The sequence below is a fragment of the Methylobacterium sp. GXF4 genome (genome assembly GCF_000272495.1).
GTDB classification, from domain to species: domain Bacteria; phylum Pseudomonadota; class Alphaproteobacteria; order Rhizobiales; family Beijerinckiaceae; genus Methylobacterium; species Methylobacterium brachiatum.
In genome coordinates this window covers 97,499-117,277 of sequence record NZ_AKFK01000085.1, presented here as the reverse complement: position 1 = coordinate 117,277, position 19,779 = coordinate 97,499, and the positions used below count along the sequence as shown (strand labels likewise).

Annotated in this window: 31 protein-coding genes; 11 read left to right on the top strand and 20 right to left on the bottom strand. The window is 70.8% G+C overall.

From position 1 onward, the window contains the following. Positions 1–3: 3 nt before the first annotated feature. Together WYO_RS24205 and WYO_RS24200 are read right to left on the bottom strand one after the other, a co-directional pair. Positions 4–1,278 carry a hypothetical protein gene (locus WYO_RS24205; protein ID WP_007567559.1) on the bottom strand — a complete coding sequence of 425 codons (1,275 nt, stop codon included), beginning with the start codon at positions 1,276–1,278 and terminating at the stop codon, positions 4–6. After that, complete coding sequence (locus WYO_RS24200; RefSeq protein WP_244424293.1) at positions 1,275–1,619, bottom strand: hypothetical protein; 345 nt, start codon at positions 1,617–1,619, stop codon at positions 1,275–1,277. The genes WYO_RS24205 and WYO_RS24200 overlap by 4 nt, the downstream gene beginning before the upstream one ends. Before the next feature lie 525 nt (positions 1,620–2,144). On the opposite strand from WYO_RS24200, the gene WYO_RS31760 reads away from it, so the two are divergent. Then, positions 2,145–2,303 carry a hypothetical protein gene (locus tag WYO_RS31760; protein WP_163006140.1) on the top strand — a complete coding sequence of 53 codons (159 nt, stop codon included), beginning with the start codon at positions 2,145–2,147 and terminating at the stop codon, positions 2,301–2,303. Between the two features lie 35 nt (positions 2,304–2,338). Here WYO_RS31760 and WYO_RS24190 read toward each other — a convergent pair whose 3' ends face one another. The 3 genes from WYO_RS24190 to WYO_RS24180 all read right to left on the bottom strand — a co-directional run bounded on the left by WYO_RS24190 (position 2,339) and on the right by WYO_RS24180 (position 5,624). Next, complete coding sequence (locus WYO_RS24190) at positions 2,339–2,530, bottom strand: hypothetical protein (protein WP_039903979.1); 192 nt, start codon at positions 2,528–2,530, stop codon at positions 2,339–2,341. Positions 2,531–3,195: 665 nt separating this feature from the next. Continuing rightward, positions 3,196–4,572: a Gfo/Idh/MocA family oxidoreductase gene (locus WYO_RS24185; protein WP_007567555.1), complete on the bottom strand. Its 1,377-nt coding sequence runs from the start codon at positions 4,570–4,572 to the stop codon at positions 3,196–3,198. A gap of 146 nt (positions 4,573–4,718) precedes the next feature. Then, entirely contained in the window at positions 4,719–5,624 is a 906-nt protein-coding gene (locus WYO_RS24180; RefSeq protein WP_007567551.1) for a LysR substrate-binding domain-containing protein, read from the bottom strand. A 112-nt stretch (positions 5,625–5,736) separates the two neighbouring features. Between WYO_RS24180 and WYO_RS24175 the strand changes: the two genes are divergently transcribed. From WYO_RS24175 to WYO_RS31750, 4 genes are all read left to right on the top strand, one after another. After that, positions 5,737–6,615, top strand: a complete 879-nt coding sequence (locus WYO_RS24175) for a class II aldolase/adducin family protein (RefSeq protein WP_244424291.1) — start codon at positions 5,737–5,739, stop codon at positions 6,613–6,615. A gap of 170 nt (positions 6,616–6,785) precedes the next feature. Then, positions 6,786–6,944: a hypothetical protein gene (locus tag WYO_RS31755; RefSeq protein WP_007567548.1), complete on the top strand. Its 159-nt coding sequence runs from the start codon at positions 6,786–6,788 to the stop codon at positions 6,942–6,944. 120 nt (positions 6,945–7,064) lie between these two features. Next, a complete protein-coding gene (locus WYO_RS24170) occupies positions 7,065–7,298 on the top strand; it encodes a hypothetical protein (RefSeq protein WP_007567547.1) in 234 nt (77 codons plus the stop codon). Continuing rightward, positions 7,298–7,438, top strand: coding sequence for a hypothetical protein (locus WYO_RS31750; protein ID WP_007567546.1), 141 nt, complete (start codon positions 7,298–7,300; stop codon positions 7,436–7,438). Before WYO_RS24170 ends, WYO_RS31750 begins: the two co-directional genes overlap by 1 nt. Before the next feature lie 125 nt (positions 7,439–7,563). On the opposite strand, the gene WYO_RS24165 is transcribed toward WYO_RS31750, so the two are convergent. The 6 genes from WYO_RS24165 to WYO_RS24140 form a co-directional block, all read right to left on the bottom strand. Beyond that, positions 7,564–7,800, bottom strand: coding sequence for a hypothetical protein (locus tag WYO_RS24165; RefSeq protein WP_007567545.1), 237 nt, complete (start codon positions 7,798–7,800; stop codon positions 7,564–7,566). Positions 7,801–7,939: 139 nt separating this feature from the next. Further along, on the bottom strand, positions 7,940–8,188 hold the full coding sequence (locus WYO_RS24160) for a hypothetical protein (RefSeq protein ID WP_007567544.1): 249 nt from the start codon (positions 8,186–8,188) through the stop codon (positions 7,940–7,942). A 121-nt stretch (positions 8,189–8,309) separates the two neighbouring features. Continuing rightward, positions 8,310–9,272, bottom strand: coding sequence for a transaldolase (gene tal / locus WYO_RS24155; protein ID WP_007567543.1), 963 nt, complete (start codon positions 9,270–9,272; stop codon positions 8,310–8,312). A 154-nt stretch (positions 9,273–9,426) separates the two neighbouring features. Then, the gene (locus WYO_RS24150; RefSeq protein ID WP_007567542.1) at positions 9,427–9,657 is read right to left on the bottom strand and encodes a hypothetical protein; all 231 of its coding nucleotides are present in this window, start codon (positions 9,655–9,657) and stop codon (positions 9,427–9,429) included. Beyond that, the gene (locus tag WYO_RS24145) at positions 9,654–9,947 is read right to left on the bottom strand and encodes a lipase chaperone (RefSeq protein WP_007567539.1); all 294 of its coding nucleotides are present in this window, start codon (positions 9,945–9,947) and stop codon (positions 9,654–9,656) included. Before WYO_RS24145 ends, WYO_RS24150 begins: the two co-directional genes overlap by 4 nt. A 209-nt stretch (positions 9,948–10,156) precedes the next feature. Next, positions 10,157–10,339 (bottom strand): hypothetical protein, encoded by a 183-nt coding sequence (locus WYO_RS24140; RefSeq protein ID WP_007567537.1) that lies wholly within the window; start codon positions 10,337–10,339, stop codon positions 10,157–10,159. A 582-nt stretch (positions 10,340–10,921) separates the two neighbouring features. Between WYO_RS24140 and WYO_RS30115 the strand changes: the two genes are divergently transcribed. The 6 genes from WYO_RS30115 (at position 10,922) to WYO_RS24115 (ending at position 14,752) form a co-directional block, all read left to right on the top strand. Further along, a complete protein-coding gene (locus tag WYO_RS30115) occupies positions 10,922–11,086 on the top strand; it encodes a CsbD family protein (RefSeq protein ID WP_244424289.1) in 165 nt (54 codons plus the stop codon). Positions 11,087–11,154: 68 nt separating this feature from the next. Continuing rightward, entirely contained in the window at positions 11,155–11,502 is a 348-nt protein-coding gene (locus tag WYO_RS24135; RefSeq protein WP_007567528.1) for a CsbD family protein, read from the top strand. Positions 11,503–11,548: 46 nt separating this feature from the next. Beyond that, on the top strand, positions 11,549–12,472 hold the full coding sequence (locus WYO_RS24130) for a hypothetical protein (protein ID WP_007567516.1): 924 nt from the start codon (positions 11,549–11,551) through the stop codon (positions 12,470–12,472). An 84-nt stretch (positions 12,473–12,556) separates the two neighbouring features. Next, positions 12,557–12,760 carry a CsbD family protein gene (locus WYO_RS24125; RefSeq protein ID WP_007567512.1) on the top strand — a complete coding sequence of 68 codons (204 nt, stop codon included), beginning with the start codon at positions 12,557–12,559 and terminating at the stop codon, positions 12,758–12,760. Positions 12,761–12,824: 64 nt separating this feature from the next. Next, entirely contained in the window at positions 12,825–13,208 is a 384-nt protein-coding gene (locus tag WYO_RS24120) for a CsbD family protein (protein WP_007567510.1), read from the top strand. A gap of 134 nt (positions 13,209–13,342) precedes the next feature. Continuing rightward, entirely contained in the window at positions 13,343–14,752 is a 1,410-nt protein-coding gene (locus WYO_RS24115) for a TAXI family TRAP transporter solute-binding subunit (protein ID WP_007567507.1), read from the top strand. 10 nt (positions 14,753–14,762) lie between these two features. On the opposite strand, the gene WYO_RS24110 is transcribed toward WYO_RS24115, so the two are convergent. The 9 genes from WYO_RS24110 to WYO_RS24070 form a co-directional block, all read right to left on the bottom strand. Then, positions 14,763–15,212: a hypothetical protein gene (locus WYO_RS24110; protein ID WP_007567506.1), complete on the bottom strand. Its 450-nt coding sequence runs from the start codon at positions 15,210–15,212 to the stop codon at positions 14,763–14,765. 114 nt (positions 15,213–15,326) lie between these two features. Next, the gene (locus WYO_RS24105) at positions 15,327–15,548 is read right to left on the bottom strand and encodes a hypothetical protein (RefSeq protein WP_007567504.1); all 222 of its coding nucleotides are present in this window, start codon (positions 15,546–15,548) and stop codon (positions 15,327–15,329) included. Between the two features lie 103 nt (positions 15,549–15,651). Further along, positions 15,652–15,873 carry a hypothetical protein gene (locus WYO_RS24100; protein WP_039904054.1) on the bottom strand — a complete coding sequence of 74 codons (222 nt, stop codon included), beginning with the start codon at positions 15,871–15,873 and terminating at the stop codon, positions 15,652–15,654. A gap of 159 nt (positions 15,874–16,032) precedes the next feature. Further along, a complete protein-coding gene (locus WYO_RS24095; protein ID WP_007567502.1) occupies positions 16,033–17,040 on the bottom strand; it encodes an ATP-binding protein in 1,008 nt (335 codons plus the stop codon). A gap of 6 nt (positions 17,041–17,046) precedes the next feature. Further along, a complete protein-coding gene (locus WYO_RS29120) occupies positions 17,047–17,640 on the bottom strand; it encodes a SpoIIE family protein phosphatase (protein WP_007567500.1) in 594 nt (197 codons plus the stop codon). Beyond that, positions 17,637–18,110 carry an anti-sigma regulatory factor gene (locus tag WYO_RS24085; RefSeq protein ID WP_007567499.1) on the bottom strand — a complete coding sequence of 158 codons (474 nt, stop codon included), beginning with the start codon at positions 18,108–18,110 and terminating at the stop codon, positions 17,637–17,639. The genes WYO_RS29120 and WYO_RS24085 overlap by 4 nt, the downstream gene beginning before the upstream one ends. Further along, positions 18,107–18,559 carry an ATP-binding protein gene (locus tag WYO_RS24080; protein WP_007567497.1) on the bottom strand — a complete coding sequence of 151 codons (453 nt, stop codon included), beginning with the start codon at positions 18,557–18,559 and terminating at the stop codon, positions 18,107–18,109. The genes WYO_RS24085 and WYO_RS24080 overlap by 4 nt, the downstream gene beginning before the upstream one ends. Continuing rightward, the gene (locus WYO_RS24075; protein WP_007567495.1) at positions 18,537–18,926 is read right to left on the bottom strand and encodes an STAS domain-containing protein; all 390 of its coding nucleotides are present in this window, start codon (positions 18,924–18,926) and stop codon (positions 18,537–18,539) included. Before WYO_RS24075 ends, WYO_RS24080 begins: the two co-directional genes overlap by 23 nt. Next, positions 18,926–19,777, bottom strand: a complete 852-nt coding sequence (locus WYO_RS24070) for an STAS domain-containing protein (protein WP_007567493.1) — start codon at positions 19,775–19,777, stop codon at positions 18,926–18,928. The genes WYO_RS24075 and WYO_RS24070 overlap by 1 nt, the downstream gene beginning before the upstream one ends. Positions 19,778–19,779 lie beyond the last annotated feature (2 nt).

The following is a 19,779-nucleotide window of genomic DNA, read 5'->3' as shown; positions in this document are numbered from 1 at the left end:
CCTTCAGCGGCTCAGACCCAGCCCGATAGACATCTCGCGCTTAAGGGCTGGCCCAGGATCAAGACCGCGCGAGAATTTGAAGAAGCGTCCAAGCTCGCGCCGTAATTCCAGCAGCTCTTCCGCCTGATGCTTGCGTAGGGATTTGAATTCGACCTGGAGGCGGGCGCGTTCTTCGCGCTGCCGATCAATCAGCTGTTGGCGCTCTTGCGACTGCCGGTCGCGGCTTGCTTTGGCTTCCGCTTCGTTCTGCGCGCGGACCTTTTGATATTGGCCGGTGATCCGGTGCCACAGGCCGCGCAGACCTTTTGGCAATCTCGCCGCTCGCGCCTTCGTTTCGGCGTCCCAGCTGCGCGTCTGATCCTGGTCGAGCTTCGCGCGCCCATCCCGGTGGCGATGGGTCATCTCCATCTTGGCGTGGGAGAGCGTAGCTGCGGATTTCTGGAACTTGGTCCGTGACTCCGCGACGTGTCGCTTGATCGCCGGTGTCATCCGCTCGGCCAGCGTCTTGCGTGTCGCTTCGACGGAGGGCAGCGCATCGCCATCACCAAGGCGCGCCTTCACCTCCTTGGTTTTGAGACCGAGGACGCCCGGGAGCGAATGCACCTCGCCGTCATGGTCGATGATGACATGGCCGCGACGATCGCCGCGCGCGAGGAAGCAGCCATGCTCCTCCAGTGCGCGGGAGAAGGCAGGACCGCTATCGGACGCCTGCCAGCAGGATTGAACAGCAGCCTTGAGCCAGCGCGGGTCTTGCCCCTGGCGCTTGGCCTGTTGCCATTCGGACAGGGTGAAGTTGCGCGGATCGCGCATGCCCTCGCGCGCGATACCGCGCGGCATATCCCAGCTATGTTCGAGGTAGAGATCGCGCGAGAGGCCGACGAGCTTCCTTTTGAAAAAGGACATCGGTCGCGCTGTCATGGTGGCCGCGTCGATGCGGCTCCAGACAGCATGAGCGTGGCGGCGGCCTTCCTTCTCGTGAAAGACAATCGCGCGCGGCTGCCCATTCAATCCGAGACGGCGTTCCGCGTCGTCAATCGCCTTCTCGAACTCGGCCTCAGTGACGGCCGCGTTTTCCGGAGGGCTCAGTGACAGCGAGAAGAGATACTGGCGGCACTTCGTCCCGCGCGAGATCGCTTCGGCTTCTTTGAACGCACCCCGCAGATTGTCGGAGGCGAACTCGCGCAGCTCGTGGACGCGCACATGCTCGTTGTCGTCCATCCGCATGAGGTGGGCGGCCAAGTCTTGACCGCCGCCGCGCTGTGATCCCTTCAAGATCATGGCTGCGCCTCCGGCTTCAGGCCGAGGGCGATCAGCAGCAGGCGGCGAATCTCGTGGAGGTCGGCAAGCGCCTGGACGAGGGCGGCTTCGGTTTCTTCCGTCGCGGGAAGCGAGCCGGTGTTCGCCGCATGGGCGAGCTGGTTTAGGTTGCTGAATACCCGCGAACGGCCGAGCAGGGCGATGAGCTGAGCCAGCACCTTCCGGTCGGCAATCGAGATGCCGCTCTTGCGGACTCTGGCCGGGACCGACTCACCCAGAACTTTCGCGCGAATGTAGGTGCCGAGCGGAGCGCCCGCGGCCTCACAAGCCAGGCGGGCGCGCTCGGCCTCCGAAAGCCGCAAGCTAAAGGGTGCCGGTGCCTTGGCCTTTCTGATTCGGCGGGGTTTAGCGGGAGGCGGGGCTGCCGCTTCGGCATGAAAGGTGCTGCCTAGGGACATGGCGGCACCTGCAAGTCATGCGACTTGCGGTGCTCCAGGAAGGCGTTCCACTGAGCCAGCGTGTCAAACAATTCGTTCGAAACGTCGCTGGGTGGGCGCGCCATCACTTAGCGATCATCTCAAAACCTGCCGCATGCACTGGGGTAACGCTGTGGGTAACAGCGAAACCGGCCGGCGACGGCTGTCGCCCGCGCAGGATGCGCGCGGGGCCGCGAACCAGTGATCCCTGCCCTGTCACGGTAGCGTGCTTGCAGGCGCCTCCTGGCATCTGCATGCGCTGGCGGGGCAGCGGGAGTCGAACCTGCAACCAGACCGTTATGAGCGGTCGGCTCGCACCGTCCGATGACGGACTGGCGCGGCCGGGATGGATGGACAGCGGGCCCACGCCGCCTACCATCGGAAGTTGCGATGCCGGCCATGGAGCTCAGAATGAACCCCGACGAGGAGGTCCAATGGCTGCGGCTGCGTATCCTCGCGCTGGAAGCGAAGGCCTCCGAGGCGGAACGCCAGATCCGCAAATTAGGCTGGGGAATGCTGTTTCTGCTGGCCGTCGCCTGCGCGGACTTCATCCGCATCTTCGTTGGATAGACGATCCCCTCGACTTCGACCGGCATTGCCAACCGTCAGGCGCATAGCGTGCCCTCCGCCAGCTTCATCACCGCGATGGCGAGCGCTACCGACATATCGTCGAGGTCGGCGTAGCCGTTGATCGACCCTCTTACCTGTTCCTCGGCCTCAGGGAGCGGGTCGAGGCTCGCGCGGCATTCAGCCTTGGCGGAGGATGTCCGGCAGCCGCGAGACGGAAGGCCCGCCACGCGTCCGGATCGCCCCCGCGGCTTGGACCAAGCCTCTGTTGCGGCCCATGCCGTCCGCGTCGCACGCGGCGTCGCGTAGGGCATCGATGCGATCGTGCCCGGCGATCAGCCGAACCGGTTCGGGCGAGGTCGCCGAACGCTCGGCGGTGCGTAGCGCTGGCGACGGCCGGCGCGGTCCCCAGCGGGGCCGCGAGGATGGCGCCGAGCGCGGCCCGGCGGGTCGAGGCAGCCATCAGGCCCTCTTCCCGACCTTGCACAACGCTTCCGGGCGGTGCGCGTCGCGGCGCTTAGCCATGGCTGACAGCACCCTGCTGGTGAGCCAGATGTCCTTTGGATCTATGGGATCTGAGGCCGTGGCCATGCAGTTGAGCACGCTGGCCCGGAGGGCCAAGTGCCGAACGACCCTTCCATGCCATCGACGGAGTGGAATGCAGGGTGATGGCTCATGCCGCCCGCCCGACATGGAATCTGGGAGGCCAGAGGTTCGGGTCCTTTCGGGCGCCATCTTTACAAGGAACTCAGCGGATGCGGGGGCATGGCCCTGTCCCGCGGACGGCGACCAGCCAACCTTCGGATCGAGCGCAGTGCGCGACCGAGACGTCACCGAGGGCCTATGTCCTTCTGAAACGCCCGGCCGGACGCGAACGGCCGGGCGCATCCGCCGCTCAGGCGACCCGTTGTGCGGCTGAACCCAGGCCGAGCTCGGCGCGGAACAGGGCTTCCATCTCGCGGCGGACGCGGATCGCCGGGTGGTTGGCGTCGTAGGTCACGTCGCTCCAGCGCACTGCCCGGCCGGCGGGGACGTCGTGGGTCAGGACCAGGTTGTGCGCGAGCCCGATCGGCAGGGCGTCCTGCGCGAGGGAATCGGTCGTCGGCATCAGCTTGCCGTAGACCGTGAAGCCGCCCTCGCCGTCGAGGCGCTCGCCGGCCTTCAGGGGGCGCTTGGCGGTGGCGGCCACGTCGCCGCGCCAGGCGCCGGTGGCACCCGTGGCCTCGCCGCGGACCGCGATGGAGGCGACCGAGATCCCGAGCTCGAGGCCGATCAGGTGGTAGGGCTTGTAGGTGGCGGCGTAGCGGCCGCTGGCGTCGGTCTTGAGCCCGTATTGCGCGAAGCAGTCCTGCACGTAGCGGCTCGGCGCCGCGAACACCGCGAAGACGCCCCAGCGCAGGTCGCGGAACACCGGGCGCCCGTCCCGCTCCAGGGAGGACACGACCTCGACGGTGCCGCGCTCGGTGAGGATGCCGCCATCCGCCACCGGCCGCAGGAGCGTGGGCAGGTCGTCGACGCCGCAGGCCGGGAAGGCCAGGCCGTCGCGCGGCGGGGTCAGGTCGCAGGCATTGGCCACCGCGGCCATCTCCAGGGCCGACTTGGTGCCGTCCAGGAAGGAGTTGAACATCTGCGGGTTGAAGTCGCCGCCCGCGACCTGCTCGGCGCTGAAGCCGTAATGCCCCCAGACCGTGTCGGGGGTGGAGGCGTGATAGGCCGGCAGGTACTTCGTGCCCTTGCCGGCGCAGATGACCTCCAGCCCGATGGTGCGCGCCCAGTCGACCAGCTCGGCGATGAGCGCCGGCTGGTCGCCGGAGGCCATGGAGTAGATCACCCCGGCCTCCGCGGCCCGGCGGGCCAGGAGCGGGCCGGCCAGCACGTCGGCCTCGACGTTGACCATGATGATGTGCTTGGCGTGCGCGCAGGCCTTGAGAGCGTGGTGGATGCCGGCGGCGGGGCTGCCGGTGGCGTCGATCACGATGTCCACGAACGGGCTGGCGATCAGGGCGTCGGCATCGTCGGTGACGCAGGTCGCGCCGGTCCGGGCGGCCTCCTCCGGGGTCGGGGCCGCGAAGCGGGCCTCGTCCCAGCCCACCCGGCGCAGCGCCTGGCGGGCCCGGTCGGGCGAGAGGTCGGCCAAGGCGGTGAGGTGGACGCCCGGTGTCCGGGGCGCCTGCGACAGGTACATGGAGCCGAACTTGCCGGCGCCGATCAGGCCGACGCGGACGGGGCGCCCTTCGTCGGCGCGGCGTTGCAGCTTGGCGAACATCGACATGGCGCTCTCCCGGCGGTGTCCCACGGTCGGTCGAGCCTCGGGGTCCGTACCCGCCGCGTTGCATCCTCGTGCGAGCTTGGCATTATCATGCATTGCCGTGCGTGCCCATGCGAGGGCGCAGGTGCGCGGCTCCGGACGGGCGGCGCCTATCCCCCGGCGCGGCTCTCCTGCTCCCGCTCCAGTAGCCATCGGCGGAAGGCGCGGATCTTGTCCAGGTCCCGGTCGCGTTCGCGGTAGCAGATGAAGTGCAGGTCCCGGTACAGGCTCTCGAGCCGGCCGTCGCCGAGCCGCACGAGCTGGCCGGCGCGGAGTTCGTCCTGCGCGAACCGCAGGCTCTCCAGCGCGACGCCGAGGCCCTGGACCGCCGCCGCGATCACCAGGGAGCCGCGATCGAAGGCCGGCCCGGAGGCCGCGGCCGGGGCGGAGAACGCGTTGCGGGCGAACCAGTCCGGCCAGCGCACGGGGCTGAACGAGGAATCCAGCCGCGGGAAGCGCTGGGCCGTGGCGGGCTCGATCGGCCCGAGGGAGCGGGCCAGCTCCGGCGCGCACAGGGCCGCGATCTCCTCGCGGCCCAGGGCCTCGACCGTCAGCCCCGGGCCGCGCGGCGGGCGGCCATAGGCGATCAGGATGTCGATCTCCGCGTGCCGGCCGAGGTCGATCGGGTCGGCGTTGCTGGACAGCCGGATGCCGATATCGGGATGCGCCTCCACGAAATCATGCAGCCGGGGGCCGAGCCACTTGGCGGCGAAGCTCGGCGTGCAATGCACGGCCAGCGCCGAGGGCGGCGGCGGGCTCAATTCGGCGCAGGCTGCCTCGATGGCGTCGAAGGCCTGCGCGAGGCCCGCGCTCAGGCGCTCGCCGTCGGCGGTGAGCGTCGCCTGCCGGTTGGCGCGCCGGAACAGGGCACGCCCGAGGTTGCGCTCCAGCGCACGGATCTGATGGCTCACCGCCGAGGGCGTCAGGTGCAGCTCCTCGCTCGCCCGGGCGAAGCTGCCGAGGCGCGCGGCCGCCTCGAAGGCCCGCAGGGCGGGGAAGCTCGGGATGCGGCGCATCGGGCGATCCATGAATTGGATTCACGAAAACCGTGAAAACTCGTCGTTTGTCAATGTCGGGGCCCGGCACGATAGTGCCTGTCAGACCGCGAAGACGGCCGAGGACGGCCCGATGAGAGGACGCGTCATGCTCGACGACCAGGCCCACGGCAGCGACATCGCCATCGACCTGCCCAACGACAGCGCCGGCCGCAGGCGCACCTCGATCTACCAGCCCGAGCAGGCGGGCCTGATCTTCCCGGAGATGCCGGAATTCGCCAGCCACGCCGAGGCGCGGGAATACCGCAAGCAGCACCTCGTGGCGGCCTGCCGGGCCTTCGCGCTGCACGGCTTCGATTACGGCTTCGCCGGGCACCTCACGATCCGCGATCCGGAGCGTCCGGAGCTGTACTGGACCAACCCGATGTGCGTGCACTTCTCGCAGGTGCGGATGTCGAACCTGATCCTGGCCGACCACAAGGGCGACGTGGTCGAGGGGCGCTATGCGATCAACCGCGCGGGCTTCGTGCTGCACGCGGCGGTCCACGACGAGTATCCCGACGTCATGGCGATGTGCCATGCGCACACGACCTACGGCACCGCCTGGTGCGCCACCGGCCGGCCGCTCGACATGATCAGCCAGGACGCGGCCGCCTTCTACGACAGCCACGCGGTGATCGGCGCCTCGGCCGGGGCGGTCGCGGTCGAGAAGGCGAGCGGCCTCTCGGTGGCCCAGCAGATCGGCCGCAACCGCGGCGTGCTGCACCAGAACCACGGCCTGCTGACCTGCAGCCGCCACAGCATCGACGACGCGGCGTTCTGGTTCATCGCCCTGGAGCGGGCCTGCCAGCAGCAGCTCCTGGTCGAGGCGACCGGCATCAAGCCGCAGCTCCTGTCGGAGAAGACCGCTCGCTACAGCCGCGAGCATGTCGGCAGCGATTACATCGGCTGGCTGCACTTCCAGACGCTCTACAGCCACATCGCCGCGACGCAGCCCGACATGTTCCAGTGACGCCGGCGCGGTCCGGCCGCGAACGCGTCCCGATTCTCCGAAGGGCCGGCCGCCACGCCGGCCCTTCCGCTGTCGGCGGCCGATTTGCCTGTCGACAACCCGGAATCCCGGAAACCTTCCGGCTGTCGCGATCGTCGTTCTCGCGTCGCCAGGGCGACGTGGAGGCCGTCATGATGGGATTGGGCGTGTTCTGTGTGGTGGCCGGCGCCGGCCTGGCCGCCGCCTCCCTGTGGGCGCCCCGGCACCGGGCCCTCCTCGAAGGGATGGGCGGATGCCTGTTCCTGGCCGGGCTGGGCTGCGCCGGCGCGGACCTGGCGCTGGCGTCCTGATCCGGGCGCCGGGCGGGCGCGATACAGGGGCGTTTGGACCGGTGGGGTTGCCAAGCTTGACCATATAGGCCAGCCTGTACGTAAGTAATGCGTCTCGATTGGAACTGCCTAGGAGTGCCAATGCTGGTCAATCACGAGCGCCGCCTGCTCAATAAAGCCGCCGGGTCCGATAACTATCGGATCTCCATTCAGCGGAATCCGGACGCATCCTGGCCGGGTGATCACAGCAGACTCACGGCTCTCGAGAGTATCGGCCATCTGGAGCGGGTCGGGGTCAGCGACGGCCTCGCCACCTGGCAGATCACCGCCACGGGGCTGACCCAGCTTCAGGCGCTCGTTGGGGGAGCCGCCTGATGGCCTCGATCAAGATCCGCGCGACCGATGACGGCACCTTCGTGGTCTATCGCAACGGCGCGGCGGTCGCCTCCGGGCTGACCCGCGACCAGGCCGAGCGCTGCGCGTCGATCCTGGGCTGGATCGCGCCGCATTCCTGAGCGGGGCGCCGGTAAGGAACCGTTAACCCTGCCGGCCTAGCCTGGTCGGACCAGCCGATCGCTGGCCTTCCACGCCCATCCGATCTCGCCCCTCAACACGGATGGGCGTGGAAGCCGAATTCCGGTCAGAGCGCGCGCGCGTAGCCGGGGCGCAGGTCGATCGCCTGGGCGGTGGCCTGAGAGAGCCGCACCTCGGTCAGCGTGACCTCGGCCCCGTCCTTCACGGCCTCCTTGACGATCTGGACCCCGCTGTCGGGATCGTCCGCGATGACCGCGTAGAACACCGTCAGCAGGTTCTCCGGGGCGTCCTCGTCCCGGCGCGCGACCTTCACGATGAAGGCGGTTTGGTTCGGCTCGATCATGGTAGGCGTTCAGTTCCGTCCTAGGCCGCGCTGAGGGCGGCCGCCGCCGACCGCGATACCGCGTCGGCGAGAGAAAATGGATCCCGACAAGGATTTGCCGCCCCGGCCGGTCGACCCGGCGCCGGACGGCACGGGACCGTCAGGCCGCGGTCAGGCGCTTGGTGTTGAACGCCACGTGCTCGCGGTAGCGGGCGATCACCGTCTCGGGCGAGCCGCCCAGCATGAGCGTGGTCATGGCCTCGCCGGCGGCGTGCATCTTCTCGGTCACCATGGATTGCGCCTCGGCCAGCCCCTCGCTGCCGCCCCAGGCGAGCCGGACCAGGCGCAGTTCGATCACCCGCTGGGCCTCGATCGCCAGCATCATCGACGAGAAGAAGGGATTGTACACGGCTCACTCCGAACCGCGGCAGATGCGGCGGGGATGAAACGCGGCGCTCGCCCGGAATGATCCACCGGCCGCACGCGGGTCCGGCCCGCGTTTCGGGCCGGACCCGCGTGCGGGGGGCGCCTCACCCGCGGGCGAGGCGGTCGCGGATGAGCGCGTGGAGCGCGCGCAGGTCGCTGCCGAACTGCCGGATGCCCTCGGCGAGCTTCTCCGTGGCCATCGCGCTCTCGTTCATCTCCCACCGGAACGAGAACTCGTCGGTGGCCGGCACCTCGGGCGCCTCGCCGTAGGAGTCGGGCGACAGGGCGCGGGGGAGGTGGCCCTCCGTCGCGGCGAGCTCCTCCAGGAGCTTGGGCGAGATGGTCAGGCGGTCGCAGCCGGCCAGCGCCTGGATCTGGCCGATGTTGCGGAACGAGGCGCCCATCACGACGGTCTTGATCCCGCGCGCCTTGTAGGCGGCGTAGATCGCCCGCACCGACTGGACGCCCGGATCCTCGGCGCCCGTGTAGGTCTTGCCCTCGGCCTTGGCGTACCAATCGGTGATCCGCCCGACGAAGGGCGAGATCAGGAACACGCCGGCATCCGCGCAGGCCATGGCCTGGACCAGGGAGAACAGCAGCGTCAGGTTGCAGTCGACGCCCTCGCGCTGCAGCACGCGGGCCGCCTGGATGCCCTCCCAGGTGGAGGCGATCTTGATCAGCACCCGGTCGCGCGAAATGCCGCGCTCGTCGTAGGCGCGGATGATCGCCCGGGCCTTCTCCACCGTCCGGTCGGTGTTGAACGACAGGTTGGCGTCGACCTCGGTGGAGACCCGGCCGGGCACGAGCTTGGTCAGCTCGGCGCCCACCGATACGGCGAGCCGGTCGGCCACCGCCTGGACGATGTCCTCGGTCTCGCCGCCCTGCTTCTTGCCCCAGGCCACGGCCTCGTCGACGATCGGGGCGAGCCCCTCCATGCCGGCCGCCTTGAGCAGCAGCGAGGGGTTGGTGGTGCAATCGACCGGCTTGAGCTTCTCGATGGCGCCGATGTCACCGGTATCGGCAACCACCACGGTCATGGTGCGGAGTTGATCGAGCAGCGATGTCATAGCGTACCTCGTGGATTGGCGCCCGGCCGACAAGGCCGCCGCACCCGTGCGCCCGGAGATATAAGACGCGCCCCGGAGCGCTTCGACGCCCGGTGGTCCAGCCGAATCGCCCGGCGAGCGCGCCCGGGCCGATCCGTACCACGGTGGGACCGGATCAGCCGACCGAGCGCCAGTCCCGGAGGGAGAGGGACCAGGCCTGGGCCTCGTTATAGGCCACGGCCACCCGGCCGTGACTGAGGATCTTGGCGAGCATGACCCGGTCGCCCAGCGCAGTGATCTGGATCACCGTCGGGCCGTAGCCGGCATCGCCGACCAGGCAGGTTCCGACCTGCCAGCCCTGCTCGCGGCAGATCTCCGCCGCGCAGCGGTGATCGTGCCGGGTCACGGATTGGCGCTGCGGGCGGCCGGCTGCGGATAGGCCGGGTTGCCCCCCGGGACCGCGCTGCTGTTGGACGGCGAGGTCGCGCCGCCCGTGCCGCTCTCGCTGCCGGTGACCTGCTTGCGCGAGGCCGCCTGGCTCTGGCTGGCGTAATCCGGGGGCGAGCTCGCGCCCTGCCACATCATCAGCCCGGCGAGCGCGGCGACCATGAGCCCGACGCTGGCGACCAGCACGTAGAGCGCCGGCCGGCCACGCTTGCCCTGCCGGCCGTCCTGACCGGAGAGTTGTTCTGCCATCTTGGAACCTCGTTGCCCCGCCGTTGCGGGGTCTGGAACGCTCGCCGCCGACGTGGATGCCGGTTCGGCACCGGCAGGCGCGGGGAATCGAAGGCTTGGAGCCGGGTCCGGTCGCAACGCGACCGGTTCGGGGGAGGAACAGGCCGCCGGACGGATAGGTCCGCCCCTGTGGCCTTATGCATCGGCTCGGCGGTGCGGAGGGGCGAAGCTCAGGCGGTGAAGACCAGCAGCAGGGCGCCGAGGCTGCCGAGCGCGGTGACGCTGATGCCGCTCACGAAGGCGACGTCCCAGCCGGCGAACTTGTTCGTGACCGGCGCGAACCGGTAGGCGGAATGCGTCACCAGCGCGCCGAGCACCGCGAGTGCCAGCGCGACCGACATCAGAATTGTCATGAGGTTTGATCCTTGCCCGTCAGTGGCGGGACTGACCGACCCTCCGCGGATACGTGCAACGGGTCAGCCCGCTCAAATATCCGCCCGGCGCAAAACTGTTGCGTGTCACCGGCTGTCGAGCGCGCGCATCGGCCGTGGGCCGCCCGGCCCCGCGATTTCCGCCCGCCATCGGCCGCCGCCACGACGGCGCCCGCGCGGGCGGGGCCGGATCCCGGGCGCCGATACCACCGCTTCAAAACCGCGAAGACTACTTCTGGTCGATAACAACCGCCCCGATGGTGCAGGCATACCAGTAAAAATAACGTAGGTCAGGGAACCAGCTTGTGCGCAACCCGTTTTTGCCCCGCTGCCGACACGGCAGGTGCAAGCGCCAGGGGGCGAACGCGAAAGACCAGGCCGTCCGGCGCCAGCGTCCAGTGCCGAACCGTACAAATATCGGAGAGGCTTGCTGGCCGATCCGCCGCAGTTCACACAGTCGTGATCGGATAAATCATCCGGCAATTATAGTCCTTTCGTACCATTGATTGCGCGAGCGCGGCGCACATCTGATGCCCGATCCAGGGTCTTCTCAGGAACGGCGAGGTGCCCGTGATCGAGCGCGTGAAAGGACCGTCCGCCGAGCGCCTCAAGGCGTCGGTCAAGGAGGCCATCGGCAAGCTCACCGGGGACGCCCGGGTCGAGGCCGAGGGCCGGCGGCAGAAACAGGCGGCCCGGCCCCCCAAGCCGGCCAAACCCCGCACCGACTGACCCCGGTCTCAAGCCGGCGGCCCGTCCGGGCACCATCCCCATCGAACACACACCCCACGGAGAACGACATGGTCGACATCGACAGGATCACGGGCGCCGCCAAGGACCTCGGCGGCAAGGTGCAGGGCGCCGTCGGCGACCTCACCGGCTCGCGGAGCGACTCGGTCGAGGGCCGCTTCCGCGAGGCCAGCGGGCAGGCCGAGAACCTCTACGGCCAGGCCAAGGACACGGTCCGGCACGCGGCCGACGAGGCTGCCGACTACGCCGAGGACGCCTATGAGCGCGGCGGCCATTACCTGCGCCGGGGCACCCGCGAGGTGAGCCATCAGGTCGCCGAGTACCCGCTCGCCTCCCTGCTCGTCGCCGGCCTCGTCGGCTTCGGCCTCGGCCTCCTGGTCAGCGCGAACCGCGACTGATCCCGGCTTCCACTTCCACAGACGACCGACGACCCGGAGCAAGAGCGTGACCACCATCCAAACCACCGCGTCCCCCCTGGCCACAGGCGCGTCCGCCGACACGCGGGCGATCCTGCTCAACCAGGTTTCCTGGGGGGCGATCTTCGCCGGTGCCGCCACCGCCCTGGTCACCCAGGTGATCCTGAACCTGGTCGGCGCCGGTGTGGGCCTGGCCTCCTTCGGGCCCAATGCGGCCGACAACCCGGCCGCCTCGACCGCCTCCATGGGCGCCGGGATCTGGTTCGTGGCCTCCGGCATCGTCGCCTCGCTGGTGGGCGGCGCCATCGCCGGGCGCCTGTCCGGCAAGCCGCTGCCGGGGACGGCCGGCCTGCACGGCCTGGTGTCCTGGGCGGTGACCACCCTGGTGGTGCTCTACCTGCTGACCTCCGCGGTCGGCGGCCTCATCGGCGGCGCCTTCAGCGGCGTGACCGCCACCCTGGGCGGGGCCGGATCGCTCGTCGGCGGCACCGTGCAGACGGCCGCCCAGGCCGCCGCGCCGTCGCTCGCCAAGATCACGAACCCGCTCGACGGGATCGAGAGCACGGTCCGCCAGCAGGCCGCCGGCCAGGACCCGCAGGCCGCCCGCGACGCCGCCGTGGCGGCCGTGAAGGCCCTGTTCACCGGTGACCCGGCCCAGAAGCAGCAGGCCGAGAGCCGCGCCGCGGACGCGCTGGCCAAGGCGCAGAACATCCCGGTCGAGCAGGCCCGCCAGCAGGTCCAGGACTACGAGAAGCAGTACGACCAGGCCGTCGCCACCGCCAAGCAGAAGGCCGAGGCCGCCGCCGTCGCCACCAAGTCGGCCGCCACCCAGGGCGCCTTCTACGCCGCCCTGGCGCTGGTCCTCGGCGCGCTCGCCGCCTTCCTGGGCGGCCGCTTCGGCGCCCCCAAGCCCGTCACCCTGCTCGGCGCCTACGAGACCCGCCGCGCCTGAACCCGATCGGTCCCCGCCCGCCGGCGGGGACCCCTCTCGACCGGCACAAGCCGGCCATTCCGCCACCCCGAAGGAGATGTTTCGATGAGCAGCACCACCGACAAAATTAAGGGCCTGGCCAACGAGGCCGTGGGCAACGTCAAGCAGGCCGCCGGCAACGTGACCGGCAACGACAAGCTCGTGGCCGAGGGCAAGGCGCAGGAGCTCAAGGGCGAGGCGCAGAAGACCGTGGGCGACGTCAAGGACGGCGCCAAGAACCTGGCCGACAAGGTCACCGGCCGGAACTGATTCCGTTCGGCGGGGCCGGCAGGACCGGTCCCGCCCCGACCAACCCCATACCCAGGAGAGCAGCATGAACCGCGACCAGATCCGGGGCGCGTCCCGCCACGTGAAGGGCCGGGCCCAGACCACCCTCGGCGGCCTCACCGGCGATCCGGGCCGGCAGGTCCGCGGCGCCGTGAACCAGGTGGCCGGCGGCGCGCAATACGTCTACGGGCGCGCCCGGGACCGCGCAGAGGATCTCGCCGAGGACGGCCGCCACCTGGCTCACGCCGCTTCCGAGCGCGCCGACCACCTGATCGACGACGGCCGCCGCTACGCCCGCGAGGCCCGCCGCCGGGGCGAGACCTACGGCCGTCAGGCGGTCCGCTACGCCGACACCAACCGCACTAGCACCCTGCTCGGCATCGCCGCCCTGGCCTTCGCGGCCGGCTGGCTCACCCGCCGCAGCCACTGATCACGCGCGTGACGCGGGGACGTGGATATCGGTTTTCCGAAACCATCCGGCGGTAAGCTAGTACCGGCGCCCGACGATCGCCCGGCCTCCGCGAGGGGCCGGGCGGGTTCCGGCGCGGGTGGGGGAGAGGGCCGATGAGGCGATTCGGCAAGCTTCTCCTGCGTCCGGAGATCGTCTTCCTGATCCTCGCCATCGGGCTCGGGCTCGCCGCCGCCGGGGCCTACTGGGCCTCGCGCGCCACGGTTCTGACGGTGGCGGTCGCCCCACGCGACGGCACCGAGCCGGCCGTGATCCAGGCCTATGCCGACGCCCTGGCGAAGCGGCACAAGGAGATCCGGCTCAAGATCCTGCCCTTCGACGACGTGCGCGACAGCGCCGAGGCGCTCCGCGACGGCCGGGCCGACCTGGCCGTGGTCCGCCCCGACGTGGCGCTGCCGGATAACGGCCTGACCCTCGCCATCCTGCGCGACCAGGCCATGATCATCGCCTCGCCCGAGGCCTCGGAGATCACCCGCTTCCCCGATCTCGACCGCAAGCGCCTCGCCATCCTGGCCCACCGGGACGCCGACGAGACGCTGATCCGGTCGATGCTGGCCCATTACGGCCTGACGCTCGCGAGCCAGGACAAGGGCGGCCCGCTGCCGCCCCGGCAGGTCGCCCTCGTGGAGGTCGCCGAGGCCGACCTCACCGCCGCGCTGACCCGCAAGGAGGTCGATGCCGTGGTCTCGGTGATCGCGCCCACCGCCCCGACGGCGCAGCGCATCGTCGAGAGCGTCCAGGCGGCGAGCCGCAGCCGGAAGGTCGCCTTCGTCGACGTTGAGAATGCCGACGCCATCGTGGCCCGGATGCCGCGCCTCCAGATGGTGAGCATGCCGGCCGAGACCTTCGGGGGCAGCCCCAAGGTGCCGGAGGAGGACGTGCACACGGTGGGCGCCTCCTACCGGCTGATGGCGCGCGCCAGCCTGTCCCGCTCGGTGGCGGCGGACGTGACCCAGCACCTGTTCGAGCTGCGCAGCGGCCTGGCGAACGTCACCGCCGCCGCCGACTACGTCCAGGCCCCGGCCTACGAGAGCACGTCCGGCGCCACCAGCGCCCGGCTGCCGATCCATCCCGGCGCGGTCGATTATTTCGAGCGCGAGCAGCAGAGCTTCGTCGAGCGCTACGAGACCTGGATCTACCTCGTCGCCTTCCTGGGCGGCGGCATCGGCTCGGCCTTCGCCTGGGTCGGGCAGCGCCTGTCCCGCCTGCGGCGCGAGCGGATCGAGGAGGCGACCGACCGGCTTCTGGCAATCCGGCAGGAGGCGCAGGATTCCCCCGATCCCACACGCCTGGTGACGCTCGCCCGCGAGATCGACGACCTCGCCGGCGACATCGCCCGGCACGCCCTGGAGCGCCCGACCGAGGGCCGGACCCTGTCGGCGGCGGCCATCGCTATCGACGCCGCCCGCTCCACGATCAAGCGCGCGATCGCGGTCGGCCGGCACGGCGACGACGCCCCGGCTCTGGCCGGCCAGACCGTCACGGCCGGGCCCGAGCTCTCCTGACCGGCGCCCCTCAGGGCGCCTTCCGGCGGGCCTGGGCGGCGGCCCATTCCCGGTCGCGCTCGGCCTGGGCGGCGCGCTGCTCGGCGGCGTAGGCCTCCTGCTCGGCCCGCTCCCGCTTCCGCTTGAGCTCGGCCGAGGCGGCGGCCCGCTTCTTCCAGGCCTCCGTCTCGGCCTTCTGGCGCCGCAGCTCCTCGACGGTGATCGGCTTCACCGGCTCTTTCGGCTGCGCCCAGGCGAAGGGCCGCCGCGGGGAGGAGGGCGGCGGCCGGCGCGGCGGCTCCGGTTCCGCCGCAGAGAACCGCGGATTGCGCAGGGACGCGGCGGCTTCCGTCAGCGTCAGGCCGGCGCCGGCCGCGATGCGCTCGGCGGCGGCCCGCGCCGCTTCCCGCTCGCCCGCGGTGGCACCCCGATTCGCCAGGGCGAGACACTTCTCGAAGCGGTCGCGCTCGGCCGGCGTCATGGCGGGTTCCGGATCGGCAGATTCGGCGCGGTCTTAGAGCCTCCCGGCGGCTCTGTCCCGCCCCCGGCCGTCGCAGCGGCGCAATTCGGGCCGGCCGCGGTCCTTGTCCGCCCCTCACCGGTTGTTCAGGAGCGACCGGGCGAGGAGGTGGAGGGTCGCGCCGAGGCCGAGCGCGCAGGTCGTGACCACCAGGACCTGGAGCCCGCTGATGCCGGGCCGCGGGCCGAAGCTGTAGGCCAGCAGCGAGCCGCAGGACCCGGCCGAGACGACGCCGGACGCGATGGTGTTGAGCCACGTCGCGGAGAGGCGGCGCCGTTCATCGTTGATGTCGCCCATGGCCGGCTCCCGTCGCGGGCGAGGTCTGGTTTATTGTCATAGGAAAGGAATTATTACCAGAAGTTGTGACCCGCCGCAAGGGCCTGAGCCGAGCCCGCCGCCGTCAGGTCGCCCCGGTCCGGCAGCGGGCATAGCCGCGGGAGATGAGCCGACTCTGCTGCGCCACGCGCCGCTCCACCGCGTCGAGATCGGTCAGCGCATCGGTGATCGCCGCCACCAGGGCGTTCCAGGCATCGCCCCGCGCGGCGCGGTGATAGGCCAGCGCGATCGCCTCCGCCTCGGTGAGCCGAATCTCCGGGGGCGGTTCGTGCGGATGTGCGAGCATGGCCATTCCGTTCCAGTGAGAACATATGGCGAACAAAGCGCGGAAGCCGCCCCGGTTCAACCCATCCGGTGCCGCCGGTCCGGATTCCGGTGGAGGGCTGTTGATCGATTTCCGAAAGCGCAATCCCGGCGCGGGCTTATCGCGCCCGCCCGGATCGCGTCAGCCGGCATGGACCGGCAGCAGCAGGGTGACGGTGGTTCCGCGCCCGGGCTCCGAGTCCAGCTGCAGGTCGCCCGACCAGCCGACCACGATGCTGCGGACGATGGCGAGCCCCAGGCCGGTGCCTTGGCCGGTCGCCTTGGTGGTGAAATACGGGTCGAGGGCGCGGGCCGCGACGGCGGCGGACATCCCCTGGCCGTCATCGATCACCTGGAGCCGCATCCGCGGCCGTGCCCCGCCGGCCGGCCGATCGCCGTCGATCCGGTCGACCTCGACCCGCATCCGCGTCGCCCCGGCCTGCACGGCGTTCTGGAGCAGGTTCAGCAGGATCTGGGTCAGCTCGCCCTGCAGGGCCAGGACCTCGGTGTCGCGGTCCCGGATCGCCTCCGCGAACGGCTCGCGCAGCATCGGCCGGATGAAGGTGCAGGCGGTCGCGACCGCGGCCCCGAAGGCCAGGCGCTGGGGCGCGATCGTCTCGCGCCGGACATAGCCCAGGATGCCCTGGATGACGCCGACCGCCTGGATCGCGCAGGCCTCCACGGTTTCGAGGTCGGCCCGCTCGGGCGGCCGCCCCTCGGCGAGATCGGCCAGCATGATCTCGGTCATGCCGCGCACGGGCTGGAGCAGGTTGTTGAGCTCGTGCGCCACCGAGCCGACGAACTGGCCCAGCGTCTCCAGGCGCTGGCGGTCCCGCTCGGTCCGGTCGCGCTCCTGCTGCCGATGCTGCTCGAGCAGGTCGATCTTGGTCCGGTAGGCCACCGCCGCCGAGACCATCAGGGCGCTCAGGCAGGCCGACATGCGCCGGATGATCTCCGGCCGGTTGATCGGCACGCCCTGGTCCGACAGGGCCAGCGCCGCGCCCTCATGCAGCCCGGCGATCTCGTCGAGGGAGATGTCGTCGGTGATCGCCAGGCGGCCGAGTTCCTCGATGTCGAGGAGCGGCGCCTCGTCCGCGGTGGCGACGTAGCGCGCCATGCCGTCGGTGTAGCGCAGCAGGAGGTTTCGCATGCGGCCTCACGCCCGGAAGGCGACGCACAGGACGCCGCAATCGTCGCTCTGGCGTCCGTGGCTGGCCATCAGGTCCGCGGCGAGCCGCTCGGGATCGGCGCGCGCCGCATCCGGCTCCAGGTCCACCGGCCGGAGCCCGTCGGTCCACAGGACCAGGATGTCGGCGGCGGTGAACGGGACGACCAGGGGCTTGAGCGGGCGCAGGCCCGCCCCGACGATCCCCGGCATGCCGTCGAACCGCAGGGTCCGGGCGGCGAACAGCGCGCCCTGGATGTTGCCGACGGCGGCCGTGGTGATGGTCCTGGCGGCGGGATCGATGCGCACCAGGGCCGCCGCGGCGCCGCGGGTGTGGCGCATGGCCCGGTCGGCGGTGGCGAGCCGCTGGGCCGGCTCGAGGCCCACCTGGCCCTCGACCAAAGCGAGCAGGCTCCGGGCGGCGTGATGGGCGTCCGGCCCGTGCCCGAGGCCGTCGACGATGCAGGCGAAGGTCGCGTCCCCCTCCTGCCACCAGGCCACCAGGTCGCCGCAGGCGGTCTCGCCGGGATAGACCCGTGTGGCCGCGGCGATCCGGGGGATCGGGATCACCGGATCCGGGCTCATGGCCGCCGCACCAGGCAGACGATGCGGGTCCCTTCCCCGACCCGGGTGGTGATCGTGAAGCTATCGACCAGGCGGCGCGTCCCCGGGAGGCCGCAGCCCAGGCCGCCGCGGGTCGAGAAGCCGTCCTCCATGGCGAGGGCGAGATCGGGGATCCCCGGGCCATCATCCTCGGCCACGAGCTCGATCACGGACGCGTCGGGCGTATCCTGCGCGGTCAGGCGGATCAGCCCGCCGCGCGTGGTGTGAAGGACGAGGTTCATGGCGAGTTCGGAGACCGCCGTGGCCAGGCCGTGCGCCCGCACGGTGCTGAAGCCGTGGCGCAGGGCGAGCCGGCGCGCCTCCTGGCGCACCTCGGCGGCGTCGATCTCGCTCGTGACCCGCAGCGCCACGACGTCCGGCCCTACGACGTCCGGCCCCGGGATGGCCGGCCCGAGGACGGCCGGGTCCGGGAAGCCCGGCGACCGGCTCATCGCCGCCTCGTCATGCCGGCCCGGACCAGGGTGTGGCCCGGACAGGTCTCGATCGTCAGGTCGTCCATCAGCTTGTGCACGGCGGCGAGGCCGAGGCCGAGGCCGCCCCCGGTCGAGTATCCCCGCGTCAGCGCGCCGGCGACGTTGGCGATCCCCGGCCCGCTATCCTCGACCTCGATCACGATGCTCCGCTCCAGGGCCGTCAGCCGGGTCAGCACCCGGCACGCGCCGCCGCCGGCATAGATCAGGGCGTTGCGGGTGAGTTCGGAGACCACGGTGGCCAGGCGGGTCTGATCGACGGTGCCGAAGCCGATCGCCGCGGCGGCGCCGCGGCTCGCCTGGCGTGCCCGCAGGATGTCGTCCTGAGCCCGGATGTCCACGACGGCCCGGGTCTCGTCGCCCGGGGGCGGCTCCGGTTCGGGGCGATCAGGCGGTCGGAACTTCGTCATGGCGACCTCCGCGGGAAGCCACCATCCGACCGACCTTGGCCACCCCGCCTTCGAGATCGAAGGCGGTCTCCATGTCGATCATGTCCCGGCCCATCTCCACGAGCGTCAGGGCCACGGCCGGCTGCATGCCGGCCAGGACCGCGACGCCCCCCATGATCTTCACCATCTTGGCCGTCTCCGAGAGGATCCGGGCCATGTACGAATCCACGACGTCGGCCGCCGTGATGTCGATCACGAGACCGTCGGCCTTGCCGGCCTGGATCAGCGCCAGGGCGTCGATCTGGAGGTCCATCACCTGCTGGTCCGTGAGGTCGGCCGGCAGGGAGGTGAGGAGGACGCGGCCGAGCCGGAGGATGGGAACGCGCATCAGAGCATCGTCTCGTGCGCGCCCTTGGCATGCGGGCCGAGAAGCCGGAAGGCCTCGGCCAGGCCCGCCCGCAGCGTCCCCCGGGTGATCATGTTGGACAGATCCACGTCGAGCTTCACGAGGGTCTGGGCCGCGTCCGGGCTGATGCCGGTCACGATCACCTGGGAGCCGAGCAGGCGCGCGGCCTCGACGGTCTTGGTCAGGTGCAGGGCGACGCGGCTGTCGATCAGCGGCACGCCGGTCACGTCGAGGATCGCGATCCGCGCCTCCTCCCGGGAGAGCGCCTCCAGCAGCCATTCCATCACCTGACGGGCGCGCTGCGTGTCGATGATCCCGACGAGCGGCATCAGGATGATGTTGCGCCAGATCGGCAGGGCCGGGGTCGCCAGGTCCAGCAGCGCCCGGCCCTGGCGCTTGATGATCTCCTCGCGGGTCTCGACGAAGGCCGCGAAGGTGATGAGGGCGAGCCGGTCCACCACCGCGTCGAGGGCGGTGCGCATCCTGTAGAGCTCGGTGGCCTTGGCGCTGGTCTCGCGATCCAGCATCTCGCCCGCGATCGTCTTCAGCGACAGGATCAGCGTGGCGGTCTCCATCGGCGTCAGCCCGTCGCGGACGCAGGCGGCGCTGATCGTGGCGGCCTGCTCCTCCACGGCCTTGAAGGCGGGCCCGGCGCCGTCGCCGTCGTCCAGGAGGAAATAGGCCGTGAGCTTCTCGACCAGGGTGCCCAGCTCGAGCTTGAGCAGCTGGAGCGAGCCCGGCTGCGCCCCCGGCGCGGTGTCGCGCAGCTTGGCGAGCCACGCGTCGAGGACGCCCGCCCGGTTCTGTTGGAGGATCTGTCCGACGCCGTGCATAT

Excerpts from the sequence above, each read along its gene's own strand:
- WYO_RS24070 (WP_007567493.1), bottom strand. The coding sequence starts at position 19,777 with ATGCACGGCGTCGGACAGATCCTCCAACAGAACCGGGCGGGCGTCCTC.
- WYO_RS24095 (WP_007567502.1), bottom strand. The coding sequence starts at position 17,040 with ATGCGAAACCTCCTGCTGCGCTACACCGACGGCATGGCGCGCTACGTC.
- WYO_RS24140 (WP_007567537.1), bottom strand. The coding sequence starts at position 10,339 with ATGACAATTCTGATGTCGGTCGCGCTGGCACTCGCGGTGCTCGGCGCG.
- WYO_RS24125 (WP_007567512.1), top strand. The coding sequence starts at position 12,557 with ATGAGCAGCACCACCGACAAAATTAAGGGCCTGGCCAACGAGGCCGTG.
- WYO_RS24120 (WP_007567510.1), top strand. The coding sequence starts at position 12,825 with ATGAACCGCGACCAGATCCGGGGCGCGTCCCGCCACGTGAAGGGCCGG.
- WYO_RS24100 (WP_039904054.1), bottom strand. The coding sequence starts at position 15,873 with ATGCTCGCACATCCGCACGAACCGCCCCCGGAGATTCGGCTCACCGAG.
- WYO_RS24080 (WP_007567497.1), bottom strand. The coding sequence starts at position 18,559 with ATGACGAAGTTCCGACCGCCTGATCGCCCCGAACCGGAGCCGCCCCCG.
- WYO_RS24145 (WP_007567539.1), bottom strand. The coding sequence starts at position 9,947 with ATGGCAGAACAACTCTCCGGTCAGGACGGCCGGCAGGGCAAGCGTGGC.
- WYO_RS24185 (WP_007567555.1), bottom strand. The coding sequence starts at position 4,572 with ATGTCGATGTTCGCCAAGCTGCAACGCCGCGCCGACGAAGGGCGCCCC.
- WYO_RS24175 (WP_244424291.1), top strand. The coding sequence starts at position 5,737 with ATGAGAGGACGCGTCATGCTCGACGACCAGGCCCACGGCAGCGACATC.
- WYO_RS24135 (WP_007567528.1), top strand. The coding sequence starts at position 11,155 with ATGGTCGACATCGACAGGATCACGGGCGCCGCCAAGGACCTCGGCGGC.
- WYO_RS31755 (WP_007567548.1), top strand. The coding sequence starts at position 6,786 with ATGATGGGATTGGGCGTGTTCTGTGTGGTGGCCGGCGCCGGCCTGGCC.
- WYO_RS24115 (WP_007567507.1), top strand. The coding sequence starts at position 13,343 with ATGAGGCGATTCGGCAAGCTTCTCCTGCGTCCGGAGATCGTCTTCCTG.
- WYO_RS24170 (WP_007567547.1), top strand. The coding sequence starts at position 7,065 with ATGCTGGTCAATCACGAGCGCCGCCTGCTCAATAAAGCCGCCGGGTCC.
- WYO_RS24085 (WP_007567499.1), bottom strand. The coding sequence starts at position 18,110 with ATGAGCCGGTCGCCGGGCTTCCCGGACCCGGCCGTCCTCGGGCCGGCC.
- WYO_RS24105 (WP_007567504.1), bottom strand. The coding sequence starts at position 15,548 with ATGGGCGACATCAACGATGAACGGCGCCGCCTCTCCGCGACGTGGCTC.
- WYO_RS24165 (WP_007567545.1), bottom strand. The coding sequence starts at position 7,800 with ATGATCGAGCCGAACCAAACCGCCTTCATCGTGAAGGTCGCGCGCCGG.
- WYO_RS31760 (WP_163006140.1), top strand. The coding sequence starts at position 2,145 with ATGAACCCCGACGAGGAGGTCCAATGGCTGCGGCTGCGTATCCTCGCG.
- WYO_RS29120 (WP_007567500.1), bottom strand. The coding sequence starts at position 17,640 with ATGAGCCCGGATCCGGTGATCCCGATCCCCCGGATCGCCGCGGCCACA.
- WYO_RS31750 (WP_007567546.1), top strand. The coding sequence starts at position 7,298 with ATGGCCTCGATCAAGATCCGCGCGACCGATGACGGCACCTTCGTGGTC.
- tal (WP_007567543.1), bottom strand. The coding sequence starts at position 9,272 with ATGACATCGCTGCTCGATCAACTCCGCACCATGACCGTGGTGGTTGCC.
- WYO_RS24205 (WP_007567559.1), bottom strand. The coding sequence starts at position 1,278 with ATGATCTTGAAGGGATCACAGCGCGGCGGCGGTCAAGACTTGGCCGCC.
- WYO_RS24075 (WP_007567495.1), bottom strand. The coding sequence starts at position 18,926 with ATGCGCGTTCCCATCCTCCGGCTCGGCCGCGTCCTCCTCACCTCCCTG.
- WYO_RS24110 (WP_007567506.1), bottom strand. The coding sequence starts at position 15,212 with ATGACGCCGGCCGAGCGCGACCGCTTCGAGAAGTGTCTCGCCCTGGCG.
- WYO_RS24180 (WP_007567551.1), bottom strand. The coding sequence starts at position 5,624 with ATGCGCCGCATCCCGAGCTTCCCCGCCCTGCGGGCCTTCGAGGCGGCC.